Here is a 19,288-nt window from a genome sequence, read left to right on the forward strand (position 1 = left end):
TACCGGTTACGAAACCATATGCAACAGAAGGAATAACTGTACATTGTACATCGTCAAAATTGTACATTCTTATATTGACATTTACAGGTGTATTAACGGTCCCAAGAAATGATACAGGCCTGTAGTATTTTAAGCTATCCCTATCCAGTGCCAGTATGTAAGTGCAAATACGAGCATCATTACATAGCCGATGATGGTCAAAGGAATACCTGTTGTCATGAATGTTTTTACGTCGAATGTGTCTGTACCGTAAGCCACCATACCTTGTGGTGAGTTTACTGGTAATACTAGACCAAAGCAGATGGCGTATTGCATGATCATGGTTACGCCAATAGGGTTAAGTCCTTCTGCATTATGACCTACAACGATGGAGATAACGATTGGTATCATCGCTGATGAAAGGGCGGTAGCAGAGGCAAATCCTAGATGGATTACGATGAGGAACGCAGCCATGATGGCAATCAACAAGAACACCGTAGCGGATTCTAAAGAGAATGCGTTAACGAATACTTGAGCGAGCCATGTGGCTGCTTTTGTTTTAAGTAAAACTGTACCGAGACCGATACCAGCACCAAACATAACGATGGAACCCCAGTCGATGTTTGGTTGTGCGAATTTCCAATCCATAATACCAATTTTAGGGAAGAAGAATAGGGCAATCGCTATGATTGTAGTAGTTGTAGTATCGATGGAATGTAATTTACCACCTGTAGCCCACAATGCGAGTAAACCGATGGAGATGCATAAGAGTTTCTTTTCATCGGTGCTCATAGGACCAATTTCTTGGCGCATCTTAGCGAGTTGTACATCGCCGCCGACGAGTTCTTTAAATTCTGGTTTAATTAATGCTTGTGTTAAGAAGTAGGCAATAATTACCATGATGATGGAAAATGGAGCGGCGGCAGTGAGCCAGTCAATCCAGCTAATAGATGTATTCATCTGAGTTTATATAAAGCCTACAGCCACAAGGTTTTGGGCGGCCGCCGTTTGAATCATGATGTTCCAGAATGTATCAGCCTGTACAGCGCCCACCATGAGAAGGGCCGCAACGCGGCTTTTACGTTCAATACCTAAGTTCTCAACGATACCGATGATAATCGGAGCGAGGCAGGCAATACGGGCCGTTGCACTTGGTACAAAGAAGGCTAGGATAAGGCCTGTAATAATAACGCCTAGGTAAATGCGGCTTACCTTGGTGCCGACGCTAGATAAAACGAGCATGGCGATGCGTCGGTCAAGACCAGTTTTACGCATGGCCACCGAGATAAACATGGCTGCACCAACGAGGATCATAGCAGGTGATGAAAAACCAGAAATGATGAGCTTTAATGCGTTAGCGGTGCCCATCATTTTAGCAGGAGCCTCAGGATTCGGTGAGAATCCGAGCAATAAGGCTGTGAGGGCTGTGATCATGGTCGCACTGACCGGATAGGATACAGCCGATGTCATCCATAAGATGATAGCAAAGGCGAGGACACCAATCATGCGATGGCCACCAGTGGATAATGTTTCAGGCGTTGGTAATAATAAAATGACGCCTAAAACAATAAATGCGAGAATAAGTCCGATATTTTGTGCTGTCGTACGACCCTTCGGAGGAGCCGCAGCTTGCTGTGTTGTGTTAGTACTACTTACTGTACTCATAATAAACACTCCTTTCTGTAGCTATTATTATACAGTATTTCATAAATAAATATGTGATAATATATAAGAATATTGTATACATACGAGGGTATCATTATAATTAAAATGAGATGTATGGACCTATACGAAATTCACAAACTTTGTTATACTATAGGAGTTGTAATAATAAATATATGGGAAAGTACAAGATTAGTGTTGACTTTCACCAGCCAATTTGTTATTATAATTAAGTAATTTATGAAGCAGAGGCCATCCGCCACTCACCTAATACCATGAAGTATGAGGTTACATATAGAGAACTCTATTCGGATGGTGTATGCCATCCGTTTTTTTATTCTCTTGGAGGTGAAAGCTATTAGCAAGGATACACCACGCATTAATGAAGAGATTCGTGCTCGTGAACTTCGTGTCGTAGGTCCTGAAAACGAACAAATCGGTATTATGTCTGGCCGTGAGGCGTTGGCATTGGCTGAAGAAAAGCATCTTGATCTTGTGGAAATTGCACCTAACGCTAAACCACCAGTAGCTCGCATTATGAACTACGGTAAATATCGTTATGAACAACAAAAACGCGAGAAAGAAGCGAAAAAGAAACAAAAAATCGTAACCTTAAAAGAAGTTAAGTTACGTCCACATATTGAAGACCATGACTTTTACGTAAAAATGAAAAACGCATCCAAATTCTTGGGTGAAGGTAACAAAGTAAAAGTAACCATCATGTTCCGCGGTCGTGAACTTTCTCACCCTGAACTTGGCATGGCAGTGTTGACACGTTTCGCTGAAGAACTCAAAGAAACGGCGTCTATTGAAAAAGCAGCTAAATTAGAAGGTCGTAATATGACCATGATTTTAGTAAGTAAATAGGATATTGGGAGGATTATAATTATGCCAAAAATTAAAACTCGTCGCGCAGCGGCTAAACGTTTCGCAGTAACTGGTACTGGTGAATTCAAGCGTGCAAAAGCTTTCAAAAGCCACATTCTTGAGAAAAAATCTCCAGCTCGTAAACGTAATTTACGTAAAGCTACATTGGTTGCTAAATCTGACTACAAACGCGTAGTTAAATGCTTACCATACGCTTAATCGCTAACTATTAGATTGATATATCGTAATTTAGGAGGAATATACAATGGCAAGAGTGAAAAAGGGCGTTACAGCTCATGCACGTCATAAAAAGATTTTGAAATTAGCTAAAGGTTACCGCGGTACTCGTTCTCGTTTGTTCAAAAAAGCTAACGAAACAGTAATGAAAGCGTTGTACTATGCTCGTCGTGACCGTCGTGCGAAAAAACGCGAATTCCGTCAATTGTGGATTGCTCGTATCAACGCAGCAGCTCGCATCAATGGCACAACTTACAGCCGTTTCATCGCTGGTTTGACTAAAGCAGGCGTTGAAGTTAACCGTAAAATGTTGGCTGACTTGGCGGTTAACGATGCAGCAGCATTCGCTAAACTTGTTGAAGTAGCTAAAAACGCTTAATAGCATACCATAACGAATTAAGGACTCTCTTTGGAGGGTCCTTTTTTGTATGGTGAAAGCCTCCTCTAGTACGATGGTACAGAAACAATAAAAAGGAGATTTACTAGTTCATGGCGAAATACTCAGTATAGATATTTCGTTAACAAATCTCAGATAGAGGAGGGATTAGTATGAACGTATTAAAGAAAGCTTTAGTTTTAGGGGCTGTAGGTGCTATGTTAGCCATACCAGGCTATGCAAAGGTTGTAACTGGTAGCCAATCAGATGCCAATTTAGATTTAAAATATCCTTTGGTATATACTGATTCTGCTTATGCTCAACAAGCGATTAATACAGATATCGCAAACTATGTGCTAGAAGCAAAGGATATGTATTACAACCAACATATTTATAAGGTGGCTCAAAATTATAAGGTAACCTATGAAGATAGCCAAGTTGTTTCCATTCTATTGACGACCTATCATTACTATGCCGGTGCCGTTCATGGTATGACTAATACCAGAGGACTTGTATATAATAAAATAACAGGTCAACGTGTTCCTCTATACAATTATGTAAAAATCGCTAATGCAGAACAGTTGGACAGAGGATTACGATCTTATGTATTAGATTACTACACAGGTTCCCATACAAAGAGCCGTATTCCTCAAGGCTGGAGTGTAAAATATGTAACTGATAACTACTGCCTACGCGGTAAGGGGAACATCGATCTAGTTTACCAACCATATGAATTAGGACCTTATTCTAATGGGACTACCTATATTGGATTTACACCGCAATCTATTGAATACTTTAACCGCGTGAACTCGTAATAAAGGTGGCGTTATATTGTTTGTTTTCGGACTGATGATTCCCCTAGGACTGTTGTTACTCGTACTGAGCATTAAGCATACTGTGAAAGTGTATACGGTAACGGCCATACATGATATGCCTTATAGAACAGATAAAGGGATATTTACTATACAAACAGCTGGTCGCTATGGTATATGGCTTAATGGTAATCGGTTTAAAAAAGCTCCGTTAGGGCTATTTGGACTACAGCTTATTAACTGTGAAACGGAAAAGGAAGTCCCATTAAGAGCTAACTTGATACCCGTTAGTGTGACTAAAGTAATCGACGTACGACTCGAGCTCTATACATTTTATGCTAATCCGGGGACGTATCAGCTATTATTTAACGATAAGCCGAGTCGGATAGCAAAGATATTTGGTACGATTCGTCGCTACCTAATTAGTAGTGATGATGATTATAGCTCCTATTCCATCAGAGTCTATCCACATTATTCTGTAGTGCATTTATTCCTTAGTATATGGGGATTTATATTTGGCGTTATCGCCGTGATGTGGGGGATAGCGGGATTAGTTATACATTAAAAAACGCCTAACGTGTAAGCACTGTGAATGCTTTTATACGTTAGGCGTTTTTCGGTGATGAGCCTAACTCACGTTGATGACTCTAGGTTCAATATAAATAAGTGTCGACAATTTGTCGACACTTATTTAGCCTTGTTTATGTTAATATGCTATAGAGTTATGAATACTTATAGATGATAAAAGCCTATAGTACGAAAATCGTACTATAGGCTTCTGTCATGTCTAATATCTTATCTTCTATATCCGCCGCATCCTCTAGTATTAGAGTTTGGACCGCAATAGTTTTGGTTGTTATTGTTACATGGTGCATAGTTAGCATTGTTATTGCAGTTGTATTGTGTGTTAGTATTGCAATTGTACTGAGAATTATTGCATACATAATCATAAGCAAATCCTGTGGACACTACAGCAGTCACGGCTAAAGCAGTCATAATGAGTATACGTTTAGTAAATTTCATAGTAATCACCTCCTAGTTTTTATACTTATATTATACTACTATAAGTCAAACGAAATATGATATTCTATACATATATACTATTTGAGAGAGTTTATGTGAAAGGAAGCGTTATTATGATGAAACGTGTATTGATGGCTACGCTCTGTTTAAGTTGTGTTACATTGGGTGGTCATGCAATTGATATTAATATACCTGGTGCAGATCCGACGGTATTAAAGGATGCGTATCAGAACTATCGTAAGACTGACGCAGAGGCGCTGCAGATGGAACAGGATGTTGAAAAGGATATAAAAACATATATGCCTAAACAAGTAGTAGGTGATGGTACTATAGATTTAAATGACATCATTTATTCTAATCGTGAGTTGAACCATGCATTGGACTATTCTTCATCCGTATTTATTTTGAAAGAGGATGGAGCCAATGTAAAATTCACCATGCCTTATTCGAGTCGATATGGGAATACTGAGAAAATTGCAGATGGCACACCTGCTTTCAGAAATGCAATGATTATGAGCCCCAATGGTATGATGGCTTATGAATTACGTCATCAACCAGCAGGCAATAATTGGGAGGATAGTAAGATTCCTTATAGCAAATTGACTGTTGATGATATGAAAGCTATCGCAGAGAAAACAGCTGGCGTATTTCGTGGTGATGACCATTCATTATATGCTGGTAAATTTACCTATCCTACGGTTGAAAAAGCGACATGGGATGTCACGTATGCTAAGGATGCACCAATGGTGGGGAGTCTTAATTTTACGATGAAGAATACACCGACGATTTCGTATCATGTGGGTTATAATTTTATGCCTAGAAAACAGTTTAGTGTGTTAAAAGCACAAGGTGTTGATAAGGCTAAAGACATGATAATGTCACCGTTGGTTAACTATGTATTACCATCCATTGAACCAGCGAAGGATATACTTTCAAAAAGCAAAGCATTAACAATTAATGATTTTACATTCTTAACGCTAAAAACAAGTAAAATGATACGGGAAGATAAGAATGATTCGTACATGTATGTATACGATAGCGATCAGTATAGAGAAGGTATCATGGTAATGCCAGTTGAGGCTGAAGATATACAACATCCAGAGAAGATTTTCCCGAAAGCTGTACGCAGTATTATTCTAACTGACAAGTATTCGATGCATCAACCAATCCAATTTGCTACCGTATGGAATGATGCTATGTCATCCGTATATATGCAAATTAAGCGTTCTAAAACAACGATATATATGTTAATATCTCATGATAAACAATACGTATACAATCACTTTATTATGACCTATAATACGAATTCTTTGGTCGAAAAAGACTTGCGAGATATTGTGCAATATGTAGACACTAATAACAATAAGGATTATTATAATACATTCCAAAGTGGACTTGGGGCTAAGATGCCAAAAGACATGGCGACGGTCGATATTAAGAATGCGAAATAATAGATAATGTAAGGAGACTAAAAATACCTTGTGAAGTAACTCTCACCATAGGTTAGATTTTTTCATGTAACTATAGGCTCTCTATTGTGAGGTATATACCTTGTGATAGAGGGCTTTTTGTGTGTGATGAAAGTTAAAAAAAAGCTCTATTTTTCTAGAAAATATCTTTATTTCTTATGCTAAAAGGCGTATACTATAGATAATAATATAGAACATATATTTGTGTTTAAAGAGAGGAGGAAGATGTATGAGTGATGATGTAAAGATGTTTGAAGGTAGTCAAATTCGTTCTGTGTGGGATAATGAAAGGGAAGAGTGGTATTTTAGTGTAGTTGATGTGATAGGTTCTCTGACTGAAAGCAATAATCCGCGTGACTATTGGTATCGTGTGAAAAAACGTATGTCAGAAGAAGAACGAAGTGAGTTGTCGACATTTTGTCGACAACTGAAACTTAAGTCGACAGATGGTAAGTCATATAAGACTGATGTAGCTGATATGCAAGGTATTTTTCGTATAATCCAATCTGTGCCTTCTCCTAAAGCGGAACCGTTTAAAATGTGGTTGGCCGAAGTTGGTAAAGAGCGTATTGATGAGATAATTGACCCGGAGCTAACTATAGATAGGGCCCTAGAAGGATATGCTAGGAAAGGATATAGCCGAGAATGGATTAATCAACGATTACAGGCCATTCAGGTTCGTAAAGAATTAACCGATATATGGCAAGATCATGGTGTTAAAGCTGGTAATGAATATGCTATCCTAACGAATGAAATCTCTAAAGCTTGGTCTGGAATGACGACTAGAGAATATAAGGACTTTAAGGGGCTAAAAAAAGAAAATCTACGAGATAATATGTCTACTACAGAACTTATCTTAAATATGTTAGCCGAAACGGCTACAAAGGATATTGCGGAGGCAACTAATCCTCAAGGATTAGACGAGAATAAACAAGTTGCTCAAGATGGTGGTTCTATTGCGGGTGATGCACGTAAATCTATTGAAGCTAGAACTGGTAAGCCTGTTATTACTTCTAAAAATGCTATAGACTTGGGGCGACTAATTAGTGATGTGGTGAAACATGGTAGATGAACGACTTGAACGAATGAAACGAAAACATAATTGTAGAGTGCATTTTGATGCAGATTCTTTTCAGGTATCTGATTGTACTGTAGCACCAGTACACGACATACCTGATGTAATACATGAAAATCAGGAGTTTGATTTTTATGTTGAGTCTACCTATGATGTATATCTGCTTCGCATCATACATAGTCATGATTGTATTGTAAGTATATATCCTACAAAAGTGGATGGTATCATATACATCGTGAGTTCTATACCTGTTTCTAAAGATAGTATCAAAGAAAATATTCAAAAGATTTTACATGCGTTGGAGAAATATGGATTTCCGAAATTGAAGAATCCGAAAAGTAGTATTACATTTTGTATATAGTGATGGAGTGGAGTATTAAGAAATTTAATATTAGAATCAAATTAAAAATGAGCCAGTATTACTCTGATTGAAGTGTGATACTGGCTCATTTTTCAATATATTAAATTTTATGAGGTTTTATCTCTGTTATATCAATATCAGAGCTAGGTATATCTGCTACTAATTGGTCTGATTTAGATAATGTTGATTGATTGTAGGTATAACTTAATTGATGGTTGTATATTAGTTTAAAGTAATCCGACAAGCCTTTGTTTGTACAGTAAATATAACAACCTTTTTGACCTCGTGTCATTAATGTACGATACGTATTTTTTACAATTTCATTGGCAATACGATGTGCTTCAGTATGATTTTCTTTTAAAAGTTTCTTGATACCTTTTATAGATTGATCTGTTTTTGCACGTTTGGTAATGTCTACAATAAGTTTACCATCTTCATAACGTAAATCATCACCAATGATTACACCGACATATTCAAATTCGAGACCTTGAGTAGTATGAATACATCCTGCTTCATTAATAGAGTCAGGATCAATGGCATAAGTATCAGAGTTACCTAGGTTCCAACTAATTCCGAAATTGTACTCTGGTATTTGAATATCTTTAATTAATGATGTAGTTCGACCTTCCTTTGGCCAATCCCAACAATAACCGGCTAAGATACGAGATTTATTATTTATGTCATTTTTAGCTTTTATAGCATTATACATATCATGAGGATTATCAAAAATTTTGAAGTCATAATCACCTTCAAATCCATCATAGTTTGCAGTTTCTGCTATTTGTAGAGCATTATCAAGCCAAGCCAAATATCCATCTGAACCATTACAACGAAATTGAGATTCTAATGCCCCTTCATAGATTAAAGCGTTTTGTTTTTTACCAAAGTATCGTATTTTATCGATTGTACCGGCATCACTAAAGGTAACACGTTGATTTCTGTCGATAAAAAATACGCTAAAAACAGAGGCATTGATAATTTCTTTGATTTGATCTTCACCTTGGTTTTGGAACATCCCCGATTTTTCACGTAATCTATGTGCTTCATCTACTATTGCGATTTGAAGCTCATTCTTTTTACGTGTATGAAAGGTTCCACTACTTTGGAATAAGGCCTTTATTTCAGATTTTGTATATCCTTGTTGTAACATGGCACTATATACATTTCGTGGCGCTGCATTTGCCGTAATATATTGAGCCATATAGCCTTTATGGATACATTCAGCTAACAAGTTAATGGCAACTACACTTTTACCAGTGCCAGGACCGCCACGTACTATATATATAGTTTTCTGATTATTCTTAATAGCCTCCAAAGCTGCTTTTTTTATTTGCTCAAACTCTACCTTTTGGTCATCGATTAGAACAAATTCTTTATTGCCTTTTAACATATTTAAAATAGAATCTTGAAGGGATTTTGACGGTCTTAACTTACCATGTTCAATAGATTCCATAATGTTAGTAGTGTCTGGCTTTGGAATATAGGTTTTGATAAAGTTACGTAAGCCGTCCATTTGCCCCAATGTAAACATAGGAGAGATATCTAAAATATTGCTATAGATTGGATCACGGAGTTCAGGTGAGATACTTTCATCAAAGTTATGTAAAAAAGCACATGGATGTAGTTCAATAGGTCGAGTTTGTACATCTTCATTGAAATTTTCAATAAGGCTACAGTATGACCAAGCCTGATATGATGGGTGGGTTACTTCATGGATTCCACCACCAAGATAGGTAGATACAATATTATCTTTATCTGTTACTTTGAAAGCTTCGCCCCATTGTTTAAGCTCAACAATGACTACATGCTCTTTATTCTGTTGATCTAGTCCAGTAATAATAAAGTCAACCCGTTTTTGTGTATTTGGAACAATATATTCGATGGCAACACCAGCTAAGTCAGGTATAGCAAAGTCACGCATAACATTAGCCATATAAGATAATGAAGCTTGCCATGAATGAATTTCAGATTCGCCAACACGGCGATATTTTTCTGTTAATGTTTGATGTAACTTTTTTACCAAGACACCTTGTTCAAAGTCTTGGATAAAGGATTGCTTGTTGGATGAGTAAATAATCATTTTTATAGTCTCTTATTAACATATTTAATATATTTTACAATTCATCATAAATAAAAACAAATGTTTGTGTATATATCTGGTAAAGTTAAGTATTAATTGATATAATTATAATCTAATAAGTTGATATTTTATAGTACATAGTGCTTATTTAGATAGTATAATAGTCATATAATTAATAAGGATAATATATAATATGGGGAAAGTAGATATGGAAAGACCACTTCGTGTTTTTGAGGGCTTTGCAGGCTATGGTGGAGCTACTTATGGATTAAAAAGAGCTGGTATTGATTTTGATGTTGTTGGGTATTCTGAATTTGATAAATTCGCATCAGCATTATATGATGCAAATCATAAAAATAAAGCAGGTCAAGAAATAAAAAATTGGGGTGACATTACAACTATAGATGTAGATCTTTTACCTGATTTTGATTTATTTACCGGTGGGTTTCCTTGTCAACCATTCTCTTCCGTTGGATTGCAACATGGTGAGAAGGATAAGTATGGGCGAGGAACTCTTCTTTATGATATTATTCGGATTTGTGAAGCTAAAAAGCCAAAATATATTTTATTGGAGAATGTGAAAGGCTTAGCCACTAAGCGATTTAAAAATACTTTTGATACGTTAAAGATTGAACTAAAAAGATTAGGATATGGAGATATTGCATATGCTATTTTAAATACGAAAGATTATGGCATTCCGCAAAATAGAGAACGATTATGGATGTTTGCTTGTTTGGGTGGGCTACCAGAAGGATTTTCAATGATTCCACCAAAAATTGAAAATGGGTTGAGACTAAAAGATTTTGCGGATAAAAAACCTGCAGAGTTTTTGTATTTATCACAAAAGCAGATTCAAAGAATCAAAGATTTTTATAGTATAGAATCATTTGAAGTAGATGAAATATCATGCTTTGATTTATATAATCGTAAAATTAGAAATGATGGTCTTAGTATAACAATCTTAGCTCCAGAACATAATAAAATGCGTATAGTTGAACCACTTAAAGATGATGGCCTTGAAGTTGTTAGGAAATATTCTGTTGAAGAGCAATTTAGACTAATGGGATTCCGAGATGGTGAAGTGAACTTTATAAATCAATCTTATACACAATTATCTAAGCGAGCTGCTAATGGTTGGGATGTTAATTTAGTTGGAGTTTTATTAAAACATATTTGGGAGCAATTAGTATGATTCTTGATTTTTCTTCTTTTGCATTTGGATATGAACTTGAAAGCGGCAGTGGTACACCTAATTGGGGAACGTCTCTTGGTCAAGGCAAAGAATATAAAATAAGCACTAACTTGTCTGTAAATGACATACTTCAAGGAATGATTTATAAAAGTGTTCCATTATCTAATATTTCTGCAAAATTAGGGAAGGGCGGAAAAGAGTGTCGTGGTAATTTAGCTGACTCTCCAATTATTTTGGGGGCAGTATTTGATAAAGTATATATAAATAATACTTTAATTAAGGATGGAAAATTTGTTTTATTACTTACGAGAGATACCTCTGAGTCACATAATGGTCGTCTTAGAATCAAATATGGGTTAAGTAATTCCTATTATACAGATGAAAAACGTATTGATAATGAACAGTTTTTATTAAATGTTAAATCACAACTAAATTTAGCTGATGATGCATGTTGGTTTATATATGAAATTGTTATTAGAAATCAAGATGAGTTAATTCTAAAGTCAATTATTGTGAATGATAAAGGAAAAGAGAAATATGCTTCCGTAAAAGAACAACATCTTGAATGGGAAATGTTAGTTAACAAAGTCAAGGATGGTAATGTTGATTTATATGATAATTTTAAATTATGGTTGTCTATATATAAGAATTATACTGATACAACAATTGATAGTTATATTAATGCTTTGAAGCAAATTGATACTAAATGTATAACAGATATTCAAGATAATATTTTTAAAATAGACTCTATTAATTTATTTGATAAATTAATTACTGCCTTTAAATCTTCGGATAGTTTTGTTGATTATAATAGAAAATATAAGAATCATGGCCCTGCTTCTATTGAATGTTATCGTGAATTTTTAGCAATATTAAAATTATCAAAACCCCATCAACGCATATTCTTTGGTGCTCCTGGTACTGGTAAAAGTTATAAGCTAAATCAAGAGGCAAAACGGTATTTTGTAGATAAATTTAAACGTGTTACTTTCCATCCTAATTATATGTATGGTAATTTTGTTGGGCAATATAAGCCTTATCCTGCAGATGATAACTCTGAAAAAATTACCTATAAATTTGTTCCAGGTATATTGATTAATCAACTAGTAGAGGCATTAAAGAATCCAGATAAAAACTATTTAGTTATTATTGAGGAAATTAATCGCGCTAATGTTGCGGCTGTATTTGGAGATTTATTTCAGTTATTAGATCGAAATAGTAATGGTGAAAGTGAATATAACATTGCTATTACAAAAGAGTTGCAAGATTACTTTAAAAATGAAGCTTTTTTAGATGAATCATTAAATGAAAGTATTCAAAAAAAATTAGGTGATGATTTCTCTACTCTTTATTTTCCTAACAATTTATATATATGGGCAACAATGAATAGTGCTGATCAAGGTGTTATGCCTATGGATACTGCATTTAAGAGACGATGGGACTTTACATATTTAGGTGTAAATGATGCTGTTGATGATAATTCTGATGAATTTGAATCATATATATTTAGCGGTGGGGATGGACTATATAAATGGAATGACTATCGTGAACAGATTAATGATAGACTTTCTAAGTTAAATATTCCAGAGGATAAATTACTTGGTCCATATTTTCTATCTAAAAATGTATTGGCTAATGAAGATAAATCATATATCTCAGAAGTATTAAAAGATAAAGTGCTTATGTATCTATATGAAGATGCTGCACGTGCATTTCGAGGTAAATTATTCAAAGAGGGGACTTTTGGAACTTATTCACAACTGTGTAAGGCTTTTGATGAAAACCCACTTTCTATATTTAAAGAAGAAATAGATATTAATCCTATTAATACGAATAATGCTCAGGATTTGACCGATGGAAATTAAATTAGTCCAAGAATGGAAAGCTTATACACGAGATGAATTTGCAAATCTATTAAATTTAGAGGGTAGAAAACTAAGTGCTGCAGCACGTGAACTTAGGGAATTAAATATATTAAAATCTACTTCAGTATCAAAAGTTAAAGATTTATCAATACTTATGGATGAATCAACTTTATTTTCTTTTAGTGAAAATAATAAAGATATTTATTACTTTCAATATGTAGGAATTCTAAAAATTGGAGATAATTATTTATTTGTTTACCCCAAATATCTTAAGAAAAATACCTATATTAATGATAGAGAGTTAGGATATCCACTTTTTAAGTTGATTTTACAAGTCATAGAAAAGTATAACTATAAAGAGCAACAACAGGTTAGTGATAATAGCGAAAAAACAGAGTTTATTAATATGTTATCCATTGCTATCCAACTGTTAAAAGATTATATTCAGAATGGATTATATGAATCTGAGCAGAATATTATAGAAGTTAATGGTGAAGGACAGATACTTTGGAATCAGACTATTTCTATGAGTGATGCTTATATTGTAGAAGATATACCTATTTATTTTGATTGGTTTACATTAAATCAAGAGAATAACATTAATAACTTTTTTTATCGGTTGCATAGAATTGTCTTAACTCTAATATGTGTGGAGTTTCAAGAGATATTTTCTATATTAAATATTACACCCGTATTTTTATCTGAAGAAAGTATTACAACATTGGGAGATATTGATTATATTATTAATCGTATAAACCAAGAACTATCAGTGCAGTTTCGCTCTGATCGACAAAATATACTAAAGCTTTTAAAAGATTATTTATTAGAGAGTAAGTCTAATAATCTTTCCGATGAAATATCTTTTATTGGTACTAATAGTTTTAATCTAGTGTGGCAAGATGTTTGTGCGGTTATTAAGAAAAATTGTTTAGATAAAAAATTGTCTGAATTAGGCTTTACTTATAAAAATATGGTTCAGAAACGGACATGTTTAAAGAATATTATAGATAAACCTGAATGGAGACAAAAGGACTCAGATCAGTATGATACTACTAAAACATTGATGCCAGATATTGTTACTTTTGAAAATCATAATTTAGTTATTTATGATGCTAAGTATTATAATACATCTTTTGATGATAAGGGGAATATAAGTAATGTCCCAGGTATTGAGTCGTTGACAAAACAGATTCTATATGAATTAGCTTATCGAGATTTTGCTACTGAGAATAATATGGTAATTTCTAAAAATAGCTTCTTGATGCCTACTGAAGGAGATAAAGATTATATATTGGGAACAGGATCTTTAGGACTACTTAAAAATCATACTAATGGTGATATTAATGATGTTACAATTGAAATGATTGCAGCAGAAAGGGCATTTCATCAATATTTGAAGTAAGATATCTTTTTATGAGAGTAAAATTTATCTCCTTAATGACCTTTTAGTACTATCTTTCACCCTAAATCCAATGTAGTAGATGTCAGAGTTCCAGAACTTTCGAAAATAAAAGAGAGGCATTAAGTATTTTGCTGCTAATAAAACAGGGAAAGGAATCATATGATTCCTTTCCCTGTTTAGATATGATATAATTTATATCAAAGTGAGGCATAAATGGTTTCGACGCCAGACTTCGCTTCTGATTTTTAAAATTGAAGAAACGGTCTGACTCTCAATGTCGGGCCTTTTTTCATGCCACGATTAGCAAAGGCTGGACCCATTTAGAGGCCTCAAGCCCAATATAGTCCTGTTAATAACAAAAGTAAATATATTAGAGGTTCCTAATAGTCACCCCGGTGACCAATAGGAACCTCTTTTGTTATCATTTTATTACTACATAAGTACATTACAATATACAAAATATAGTTAGTGTATATTGAGGAGAGCTTATGTTTAAAAAATCTTTGTTATTCGGTGGTCTGATTGCTGTGTTGTGTTTGAGTGGTTGCAGCAATGCTAATGAGTTGCCTGGGTATAATGCAAAAGTTAAGCATTCTAGTGCTGATTTTTATAAGAATGATTTGATGGATAGTATTCTTAATGAACGAATCTATAATGCTACTAGTGTTGCGGAGGTTAGTGATGCGGCTAGATTACTATATCGTGTTGATGAGATGAATGCTGAGCAGCGTAGAAATTTAAACTATTCTATGTGGCGTGCCCAATATAATGCTGTAACCGAAGTCCATATGCATACTGATAAGGGCGGGCTTTCCTATACACTGCCTTTTTCAGCCTTCAAAGGTGGCATACAATCTGGCCCTATTCCGAATATGACAGATACTAATGTACTAGTATATACATTTAACCACCCTTTTATTTATACTAGTTTATCTGTGGATAATCATCCGTATGAGCAAAGTGCTCAGTATTTGGGCAAACCCTATAATGAATTGAAGCAAGACTATGTACGTTCTGCATTGCAGGAACAATGGTCACATATGAATCAAGATCAGTTTGATATATCCAGTATTGATGGTAGTACTTTCAAAGGGGAAAGGGTTATTAATGGCCGTTGGAGTACCATGAAAACTAAAGGCGATCCTACCTTTGTGGCAAATGATATTTCTTTTTCCTTACATAATGAGCCTGATACGCAATATGTACTTACCTTGATGGTTAGAGAAGATGGCGAGCGAGGTATTGGTAAACGAGGCATCGAAGATATTATCGCTAATTACATTGTGCCTAATATTACTTCATTAGAACGGTTAAATAAGGATAGTCATTTTGAAAGCTTTAATAACTACAATTATCGGGTATTAAATGATGCCGTTGAGGAAGCATCCGGTAATGAGCATATTAAAATATATAAGGACCCTACAGGTATTTCGCAGATGATAGAAGTATATCCTGTTGAGCATAAGGGAGAAATCTGGGCTAATCTTGTTGACATTGTCACAATCTCTGAAGCACAGTTAAAAACTAGAAAGAATATGCGTAGTGGTAGCCATACGTATATATGGAATGATGGTGTTCCTGGCGTGCTGGTAACATTTGAATATGAAGATGGTACTAGTGAATGGCGATTTAGCACGCAAGATGCACATAATCTTTATATACATACAATCCATTATAAATATGATGCGAATCGAAAGTATTTGCCAGCACTAGCAGGAATCGCCTCTGATGCGAAGATTTCAAACTTGGGTGATACATATAAGGGCGAAGTAGATTTTTTATGATATAATTTATATCAAAGTGAGGTATAAATGGTTTGGACGCCAGACTTCGCTTCTATATTGATTTAATTGAAGAAACGGTCTGACTTCACAGTCGGGCCTTTTTTCATGTTTACATGTAGGTGTCAGCTGTGAAGGTCCCTCTTGCCATACATTTTTAAGATTATAGCAATTATTGTATTTAATACAAATAAACCTGCAAAGCACACTAAAGCCATGGAATACCCATATCCGGCTTCGTGAAAGTACGATACAATCATGGGACCAGCGATGCCTGCTAAGCCCCAAGCTGTTAGGATACGGCCGTGAATGGTAGAAAGTTGGCGTATACCATAAAGGTCTGCAAGATATGCTGGCATACAAGAGAAGCCTCCACCGTAACAGGTGATGATGAGGAGTATTAAAATCTGGAATGTTAATGCACTATTGGTTTGGGACAGTAAATAGAAGGCAATGATTTCCATGATAAAGAATAATATATAAGTTTGTGCTCGCCCAAGGAAATCAGAGATAGTGGACCATACAATGCGACCACCACCATTGAAAATGCCAATAATACCGACTAGAGAGGCCGCAGCTGCTGGTGTCATGCTAATGGTTTCTTGTGCCATTGGGGATGCTAGAGATAGGAGCCCAATACCGCAGGTAATATTAACAAAGAAGACCCACCATAGAGCACTGAATTGCCACGTTTTCATAGCATCATTAGCTAGCATACCGTGATTATGTACGTACATGGTAGATTTATCTTGATTAGAGCGTGTCGGTTCTTTTGATATGTACCCATTTTCCTGGACACATATTATTTACTAGCCTAAACACATGGATGCTTCCCTGTATTTTACAGGGGGCATCCATTTTGTTTTTTTCTGAATCCTTTTATTATTGTAATAGTTGATGTATTCTTCAATTGCCCCCGCAAAAGCATTGAATGATGGATATTCCATTTCACAGCCATAATATATTTCCGTTTTCAACCTACCGAAAAATGTCTCCATTACAGAATTATCATAACAGTTTCCTTTTCTAGACATAGACTGAATAATTCCATGTTCTTTAAGTGCGTTCCTAAAATATTTATGTTGGTACTGCCATCCTTGATCAGAGTGAAAAATCAATCCTGAAAGATTAGGATACTTTTTGAAAGCTCTATCTAACATACGAGAAATCTGTTCTAAATTAGGCCTTAATGCCAAGTCATAGGAAATAACCTCATTCGTATTCATATCTAAGATAGGTGATAAGTAACACTTTCCCCATGGAAAGTTAAATTGAGATACATCAGTAGTCCATTTTTGAAATGGAGCTGTTGTACTAAAGTCTCTATTGATAATATTATCGGCTATTTTGCCTACTTGACCTTTATAAGAGTGATATTTTTCTTTTGGTCTCTTTCCTGTGAGCCCCATGATTTTCATAAGTCTTTGTACTCGTTTATGATTGACTATAAAACCTCGATTAAGAAGTTCTTGATATACACGACGCACACCATAACGTCCCTTATGCTCTGTAAAAATCTTTTGGATTTCCTCTTTAAGTTGTATATTTCTTTCATCTACAAGATCCACTTTAGAGAGCTCAAAATAATAGGTGGATTTGGCCATTCCCATAGCTTTTAAAAGATATTTTAGTTGATATCCTTGCTTTCGGAGTGTTTTGATAATCGCTGCTTTTTCGCCTTGAGACGCGCAGCTTCCTTTTCTTCTCTCAAGGCAATCTCTTTTTTTATGACTTCATTTTCAGCTTTAATATAAGCATTTTCAGCTCGTAAGCAAATGAGTTCCTCGTATTCACTCTCATTGAGTTGTCTAGGTGAAATATTCTTTGTTACTTTCATGTCAGAATCCTTTGGTCGTCGCCCTTTAGGCTTATTGATAAGACCATTGTATCCCAAAGTCTTGTATTTATGAACCCATTGATATAGTAGACCACTATTAATTCCAGCAACAATAGCTACGGAACGTAAAGATTCCCCAGCTAATACTTGACATACTAACTCATATTTATCCTCTGTAGACCAATTCTTTTTTACTCCATAAAACTTATTAATATCTGGACCATGCAACTCCTCTTGTTTAGCCCAATACCTTATTTGTGCATGAAAAGAATGAGGCGATACTCCATTTGGTGTTTCGGGCCATTCACCTTGATAGAATAATTCTATTGCTTTCTTTTTAAATTCATAACTATATCTCATGAAAATACCCCCTTTACTGAGTGTCCAGTAAAGGGGGTACATATCATTTTGGCGTAGGTGCTTTCAAATAAAGGGAAGAAGCACTCATAACTATAAGATAGGTGATACCAAGGATAATGAAATTATTTACTAAGCCCACCAAAATAACATGGCGAGGAGGCCGCTTCTTTTAGGACCAATTTTCTCTGCAAAGGATCCAAGAAAACCTGCAGATAGACCAAGCATTAGAATGGCTAGTGAAAATGTCCATGTCGTTTGAGACATAGTAAAGCCCATATCTGCCATAATAGGTCGTGTGAGCACGCTCTATGCGTACACACTACCGATAGATATATGCAGACCAATGGCAGCTAGTGCAATAAGCCAACGATTTCTCATAAGAAAACTCCTTTCATATAGGTGAAATGATTAAAAATTTATATAGCATATTTGCTATGAGAGAACAAAAAAAGACCGTCTGAACAAAAGCTTGCCCAGACGGTCGGCTATCACACGATGTGCGCTACTGTGCATGTAGTCAATTCTACGAATCCGTCAGCCCAGTAGTAATATATTACAAATATAGCAATTAAGAGGATATCTTGTCGATGATATAAGTCACTATCGTATACACCATAAACATTTATAATTGAAAATAAGAAAAGGAATCCTTCGATTCCTTTCCCTATTTAGATATGATATAATTTATATCAAAGTGAGGCATAAATGGTTTGGTCGCCAGCTCTCGCTTCTCGATAATGAATTTGAAGAAACGGTCTGACTCTCAATGTCGGGCCTTTTTTCATGCCACGAATAGCAAAGGCTGGACCCATTTAGAGGCCTCAAGTTCAATATAATGTTGTAAATAATAAAAGTAAATAGATTAGAGGTTCCTAATAGTCACCTAGGTGACCAATAGGAACCTCTTTCG

At 35.3% G+C, this 19,288-nt stretch carries 15 protein-coding genes and 3 pseudogenes; 12 read left to right on the forward strand and 6 right to left on the reverse strand.

Annotated elements, in window-relative coordinates:
• Positions 1-129: 129 nt before the first annotated feature.
• Positions 130-1,644: pseudogene (locus tag HMPREF1504_RS03020) on the reverse strand (DASS family sodium-coupled anion symporter).
• 309 nt (positions 1,645-1,953) lie between these two features.
• On the opposite strand from HMPREF1504_RS03020, the gene infC reads away from it, so the two are divergent.
• The 8 genes from infC (at position 1,954) to HMPREF1504_RS03065 (ending at position 7,861) form a co-directional block, all read left to right on the forward strand.
• Positions 1,954-2,508, forward strand: a complete 555-nt coding sequence (infC, locus tag HMPREF1504_RS03025; RefSeq protein ID WP_005376236.1) for a translation initiation factor IF-3 — start codon at positions 1,954-1,956, stop codon at positions 2,506-2,508.
• A gap of 21 nt (positions 2,509-2,529) precedes the next feature.
• A complete protein-coding gene (gene rpmI / locus HMPREF1504_RS03030; RefSeq protein WP_005376016.1) occupies positions 2,530-2,727 on the forward strand; it encodes a 50S ribosomal protein L35 in 198 nt (65 codons plus the stop codon).
• A 46-nt stretch (positions 2,728-2,773) separates the two neighbouring features.
• On the forward strand, positions 2,774-3,124 hold the full coding sequence (gene rplT / locus HMPREF1504_RS03035; RefSeq protein ID WP_005376311.1) for a 50S ribosomal protein L20: 351 nt from the start codon (positions 2,774-2,776) through the stop codon (positions 3,122-3,124).
• 170 nt (positions 3,125-3,294) lie between these two features.
• A complete protein-coding gene (locus HMPREF1504_RS03040; RefSeq protein WP_038123317.1) occupies positions 3,295-3,936 on the forward strand; it encodes a PdaC/SigV domain-containing protein in 642 nt (213 codons plus the stop codon).
• Between the two features lie 16 nt (positions 3,937-3,952).
• A complete protein-coding gene (locus tag HMPREF1504_RS03045; RefSeq protein ID WP_038123319.1) occupies positions 3,953-4,498 on the forward strand; it encodes a hypothetical protein in 546 nt (181 codons plus the stop codon).
• Between the two features lie 571 nt (positions 4,499-5,069).
• Positions 5,070-6,407: a hypothetical protein gene (locus HMPREF1504_RS03055; protein WP_038123322.1), complete on the forward strand. Its 1,338-nt coding sequence runs from the start codon at positions 5,070-5,072 to the stop codon at positions 6,405-6,407.
• A gap of 247 nt (positions 6,408-6,654) precedes the next feature.
• Positions 6,655-7,497, forward strand: a complete 843-nt coding sequence (locus HMPREF1504_RS03060) for a BRO family protein (RefSeq protein WP_038123324.1) — start codon at positions 6,655-6,657, stop codon at positions 7,495-7,497.
• The gene (locus HMPREF1504_RS03065; protein ID WP_038123326.1) at positions 7,487-7,861 is read left to right on the forward strand and encodes a hypothetical protein; all 375 of its coding nucleotides are present in this window, start codon (positions 7,487-7,489) and stop codon (positions 7,859-7,861) included. The genes HMPREF1504_RS03060 and HMPREF1504_RS03065 overlap by 11 nt, the downstream gene beginning before the upstream one ends.
• Positions 7,862-7,961: 100 nt before the next feature.
• On the opposite strand, the gene HMPREF1504_RS03070 is transcribed toward HMPREF1504_RS03065, so the two are convergent.
• Positions 7,962-9,941: a DUF2075 domain-containing protein gene (locus tag HMPREF1504_RS03070; protein ID WP_038123329.1), complete on the reverse strand. Its 1,980-nt coding sequence runs from the start codon at positions 9,939-9,941 to the stop codon at positions 7,962-7,964.
• 193 nt (positions 9,942-10,134) lie between these two features.
• Here HMPREF1504_RS03070 and HMPREF1504_RS10060 point away from each other — a divergent pair, with 193 nt between their 5' ends.
• From HMPREF1504_RS10060 to HMPREF1504_RS03090, 4 genes are all read left to right on the forward strand, one after another.
• The gene (locus tag HMPREF1504_RS10060; RefSeq protein ID WP_051411665.1) at positions 10,135-11,133 is read left to right on the forward strand and encodes a DNA cytosine methyltransferase; all 999 of its coding nucleotides are present in this window, start codon (positions 10,135-10,137) and stop codon (positions 11,131-11,133) included.
• Positions 11,130-12,998, forward strand: a complete 1,869-nt coding sequence (locus HMPREF1504_RS10065; RefSeq protein ID WP_051411666.1) for an AAA family ATPase — start codon at positions 11,130-11,132, stop codon at positions 12,996-12,998. Before HMPREF1504_RS10060 ends, HMPREF1504_RS10065 begins: the two co-directional genes overlap by 4 nt.
• Positions 12,988-14,400 carry an LlaJI family restriction endonuclease gene (locus HMPREF1504_RS03085; RefSeq protein ID WP_038123331.1) on the forward strand — a complete coding sequence of 471 codons (1,413 nt, stop codon included), beginning with the start codon at positions 12,988-12,990 and terminating at the stop codon, positions 14,398-14,400. Before HMPREF1504_RS10065 ends, HMPREF1504_RS03085 begins: the two co-directional genes overlap by 11 nt.
• Before the next feature lie 488 nt (positions 14,401-14,888).
• Entirely contained in the window at positions 14,889-16,184 is a 1,296-nt protein-coding gene (locus HMPREF1504_RS03090) for a hypothetical protein (protein WP_038123333.1), read from the forward strand.
• A gap of 122 nt (positions 16,185-16,306) precedes the next feature.
• On the opposite strand, the pseudogene HMPREF1504_RS03095 reads toward HMPREF1504_RS03090, so the two are convergent.
• From HMPREF1504_RS03095 to HMPREF1504_RS10315, 4 genes and pseudogenes are all read right to left on the reverse strand, one after another.
• Positions 16,307-16,945: pseudogene (locus HMPREF1504_RS03095) on the reverse strand (MFS transporter); the annotation flags it as partial.
• Between the two features lie 45 nt (positions 16,946-16,990).
• Positions 16,991-17,845 carry an IS3 family transposase gene (locus HMPREF1504_RS03100; protein ID WP_071991543.1) on the reverse strand — a complete coding sequence of 285 codons (855 nt, stop codon included), beginning with the start codon at positions 17,843-17,845 and terminating at the stop codon, positions 16,991-16,993.
• Positions 17,809-18,378 (reverse strand): helix-turn-helix domain-containing protein, encoded by a 570-nt coding sequence (locus HMPREF1504_RS03105; RefSeq protein ID WP_038123339.1) that lies wholly within the window; start codon positions 18,376-18,378, stop codon positions 17,809-17,811. Before HMPREF1504_RS03105 ends, HMPREF1504_RS03100 begins: the two co-directional genes overlap by 37 nt.
• A 46-nt stretch (positions 18,379-18,424) precedes the next feature.
• Positions 18,425-18,756: pseudogene (locus HMPREF1504_RS10315) on the reverse strand (MFS transporter); the annotation flags it as partial.
• Positions 18,757-19,288 lie beyond the last annotated feature (532 nt).

The organism is Veillonella sp. ICM51a, assembly GCF_000524355.1.
In the GTDB taxonomy this organism is placed as follows: domain Bacteria; phylum Bacillota; class Negativicutes; order Veillonellales; family Veillonellaceae; genus Veillonella; species Veillonella atypica.

Bases quoted from the DNA above. Each gene is read 5' to 3' on its own strand.
- infC (WP_005376236.1), top strand. From the start codon at position 1,954: ATGGTGTATGCCATCCGTTTTTTTATTCTCTTGGAGGTGAAAGCTATT.
- rpmI (WP_005376016.1), top strand. From the start codon at position 2,530: ATGCCAAAAATTAAAACTCGTCGCGCAGCGGCTAAACGTTTCGCAGTA.
- rplT (WP_005376311.1), top strand. From the start codon at position 2,774: ATGGCAAGAGTGAAAAAGGGCGTTACAGCTCATGCACGTCATAAAAAG.
- HMPREF1504_RS03040 (WP_038123317.1), top strand. From the start codon at position 3,295: ATGAACGTATTAAAGAAAGCTTTAGTTTTAGGGGCTGTAGGTGCTATG.
- HMPREF1504_RS03055 (WP_038123322.1), top strand. From the start codon at position 5,070: ATGATGAAACGTGTATTGATGGCTACGCTCTGTTTAAGTTGTGTTACA.
- HMPREF1504_RS03060 (WP_038123324.1), top strand. From the start codon at position 6,655: ATGAGTGATGATGTAAAGATGTTTGAAGGTAGTCAAATTCGTTCTGTG.
- HMPREF1504_RS03065 (WP_038123326.1), top strand. From the start codon at position 7,487: ATGGTAGATGAACGACTTGAACGAATGAAACGAAAACATAATTGTAGA.
- HMPREF1504_RS03070 (WP_038123329.1), bottom strand. From the start codon at position 9,941: ATGATTATTTACTCATCCAACAAGCAATCCTTTATCCAAGACTTTGAA.
- HMPREF1504_RS10060 (WP_051411665.1), top strand. From the start codon at position 10,135: ATGGGGAAAGTAGATATGGAAAGACCACTTCGTGTTTTTGAGGGCTTT.
- HMPREF1504_RS10065 (WP_051411666.1), top strand. From the start codon at position 11,130: ATGATTCTTGATTTTTCTTCTTTTGCATTTGGATATGAACTTGAAAGC.
- HMPREF1504_RS03085 (WP_038123331.1), top strand. From the start codon at position 12,988: ATGGAAATTAAATTAGTCCAAGAATGGAAAGCTTATACACGAGATGAA.
- HMPREF1504_RS03090 (WP_038123333.1), top strand. From the start codon at position 14,889: ATGTTTAAAAAATCTTTGTTATTCGGTGGTCTGATTGCTGTGTTGTGT.
- HMPREF1504_RS03105 (WP_038123339.1), bottom strand. From the start codon at position 18,378: ATGAGATATAGTTATGAATTTAAAAAGAAAGCAATAGAATTATTCTAT.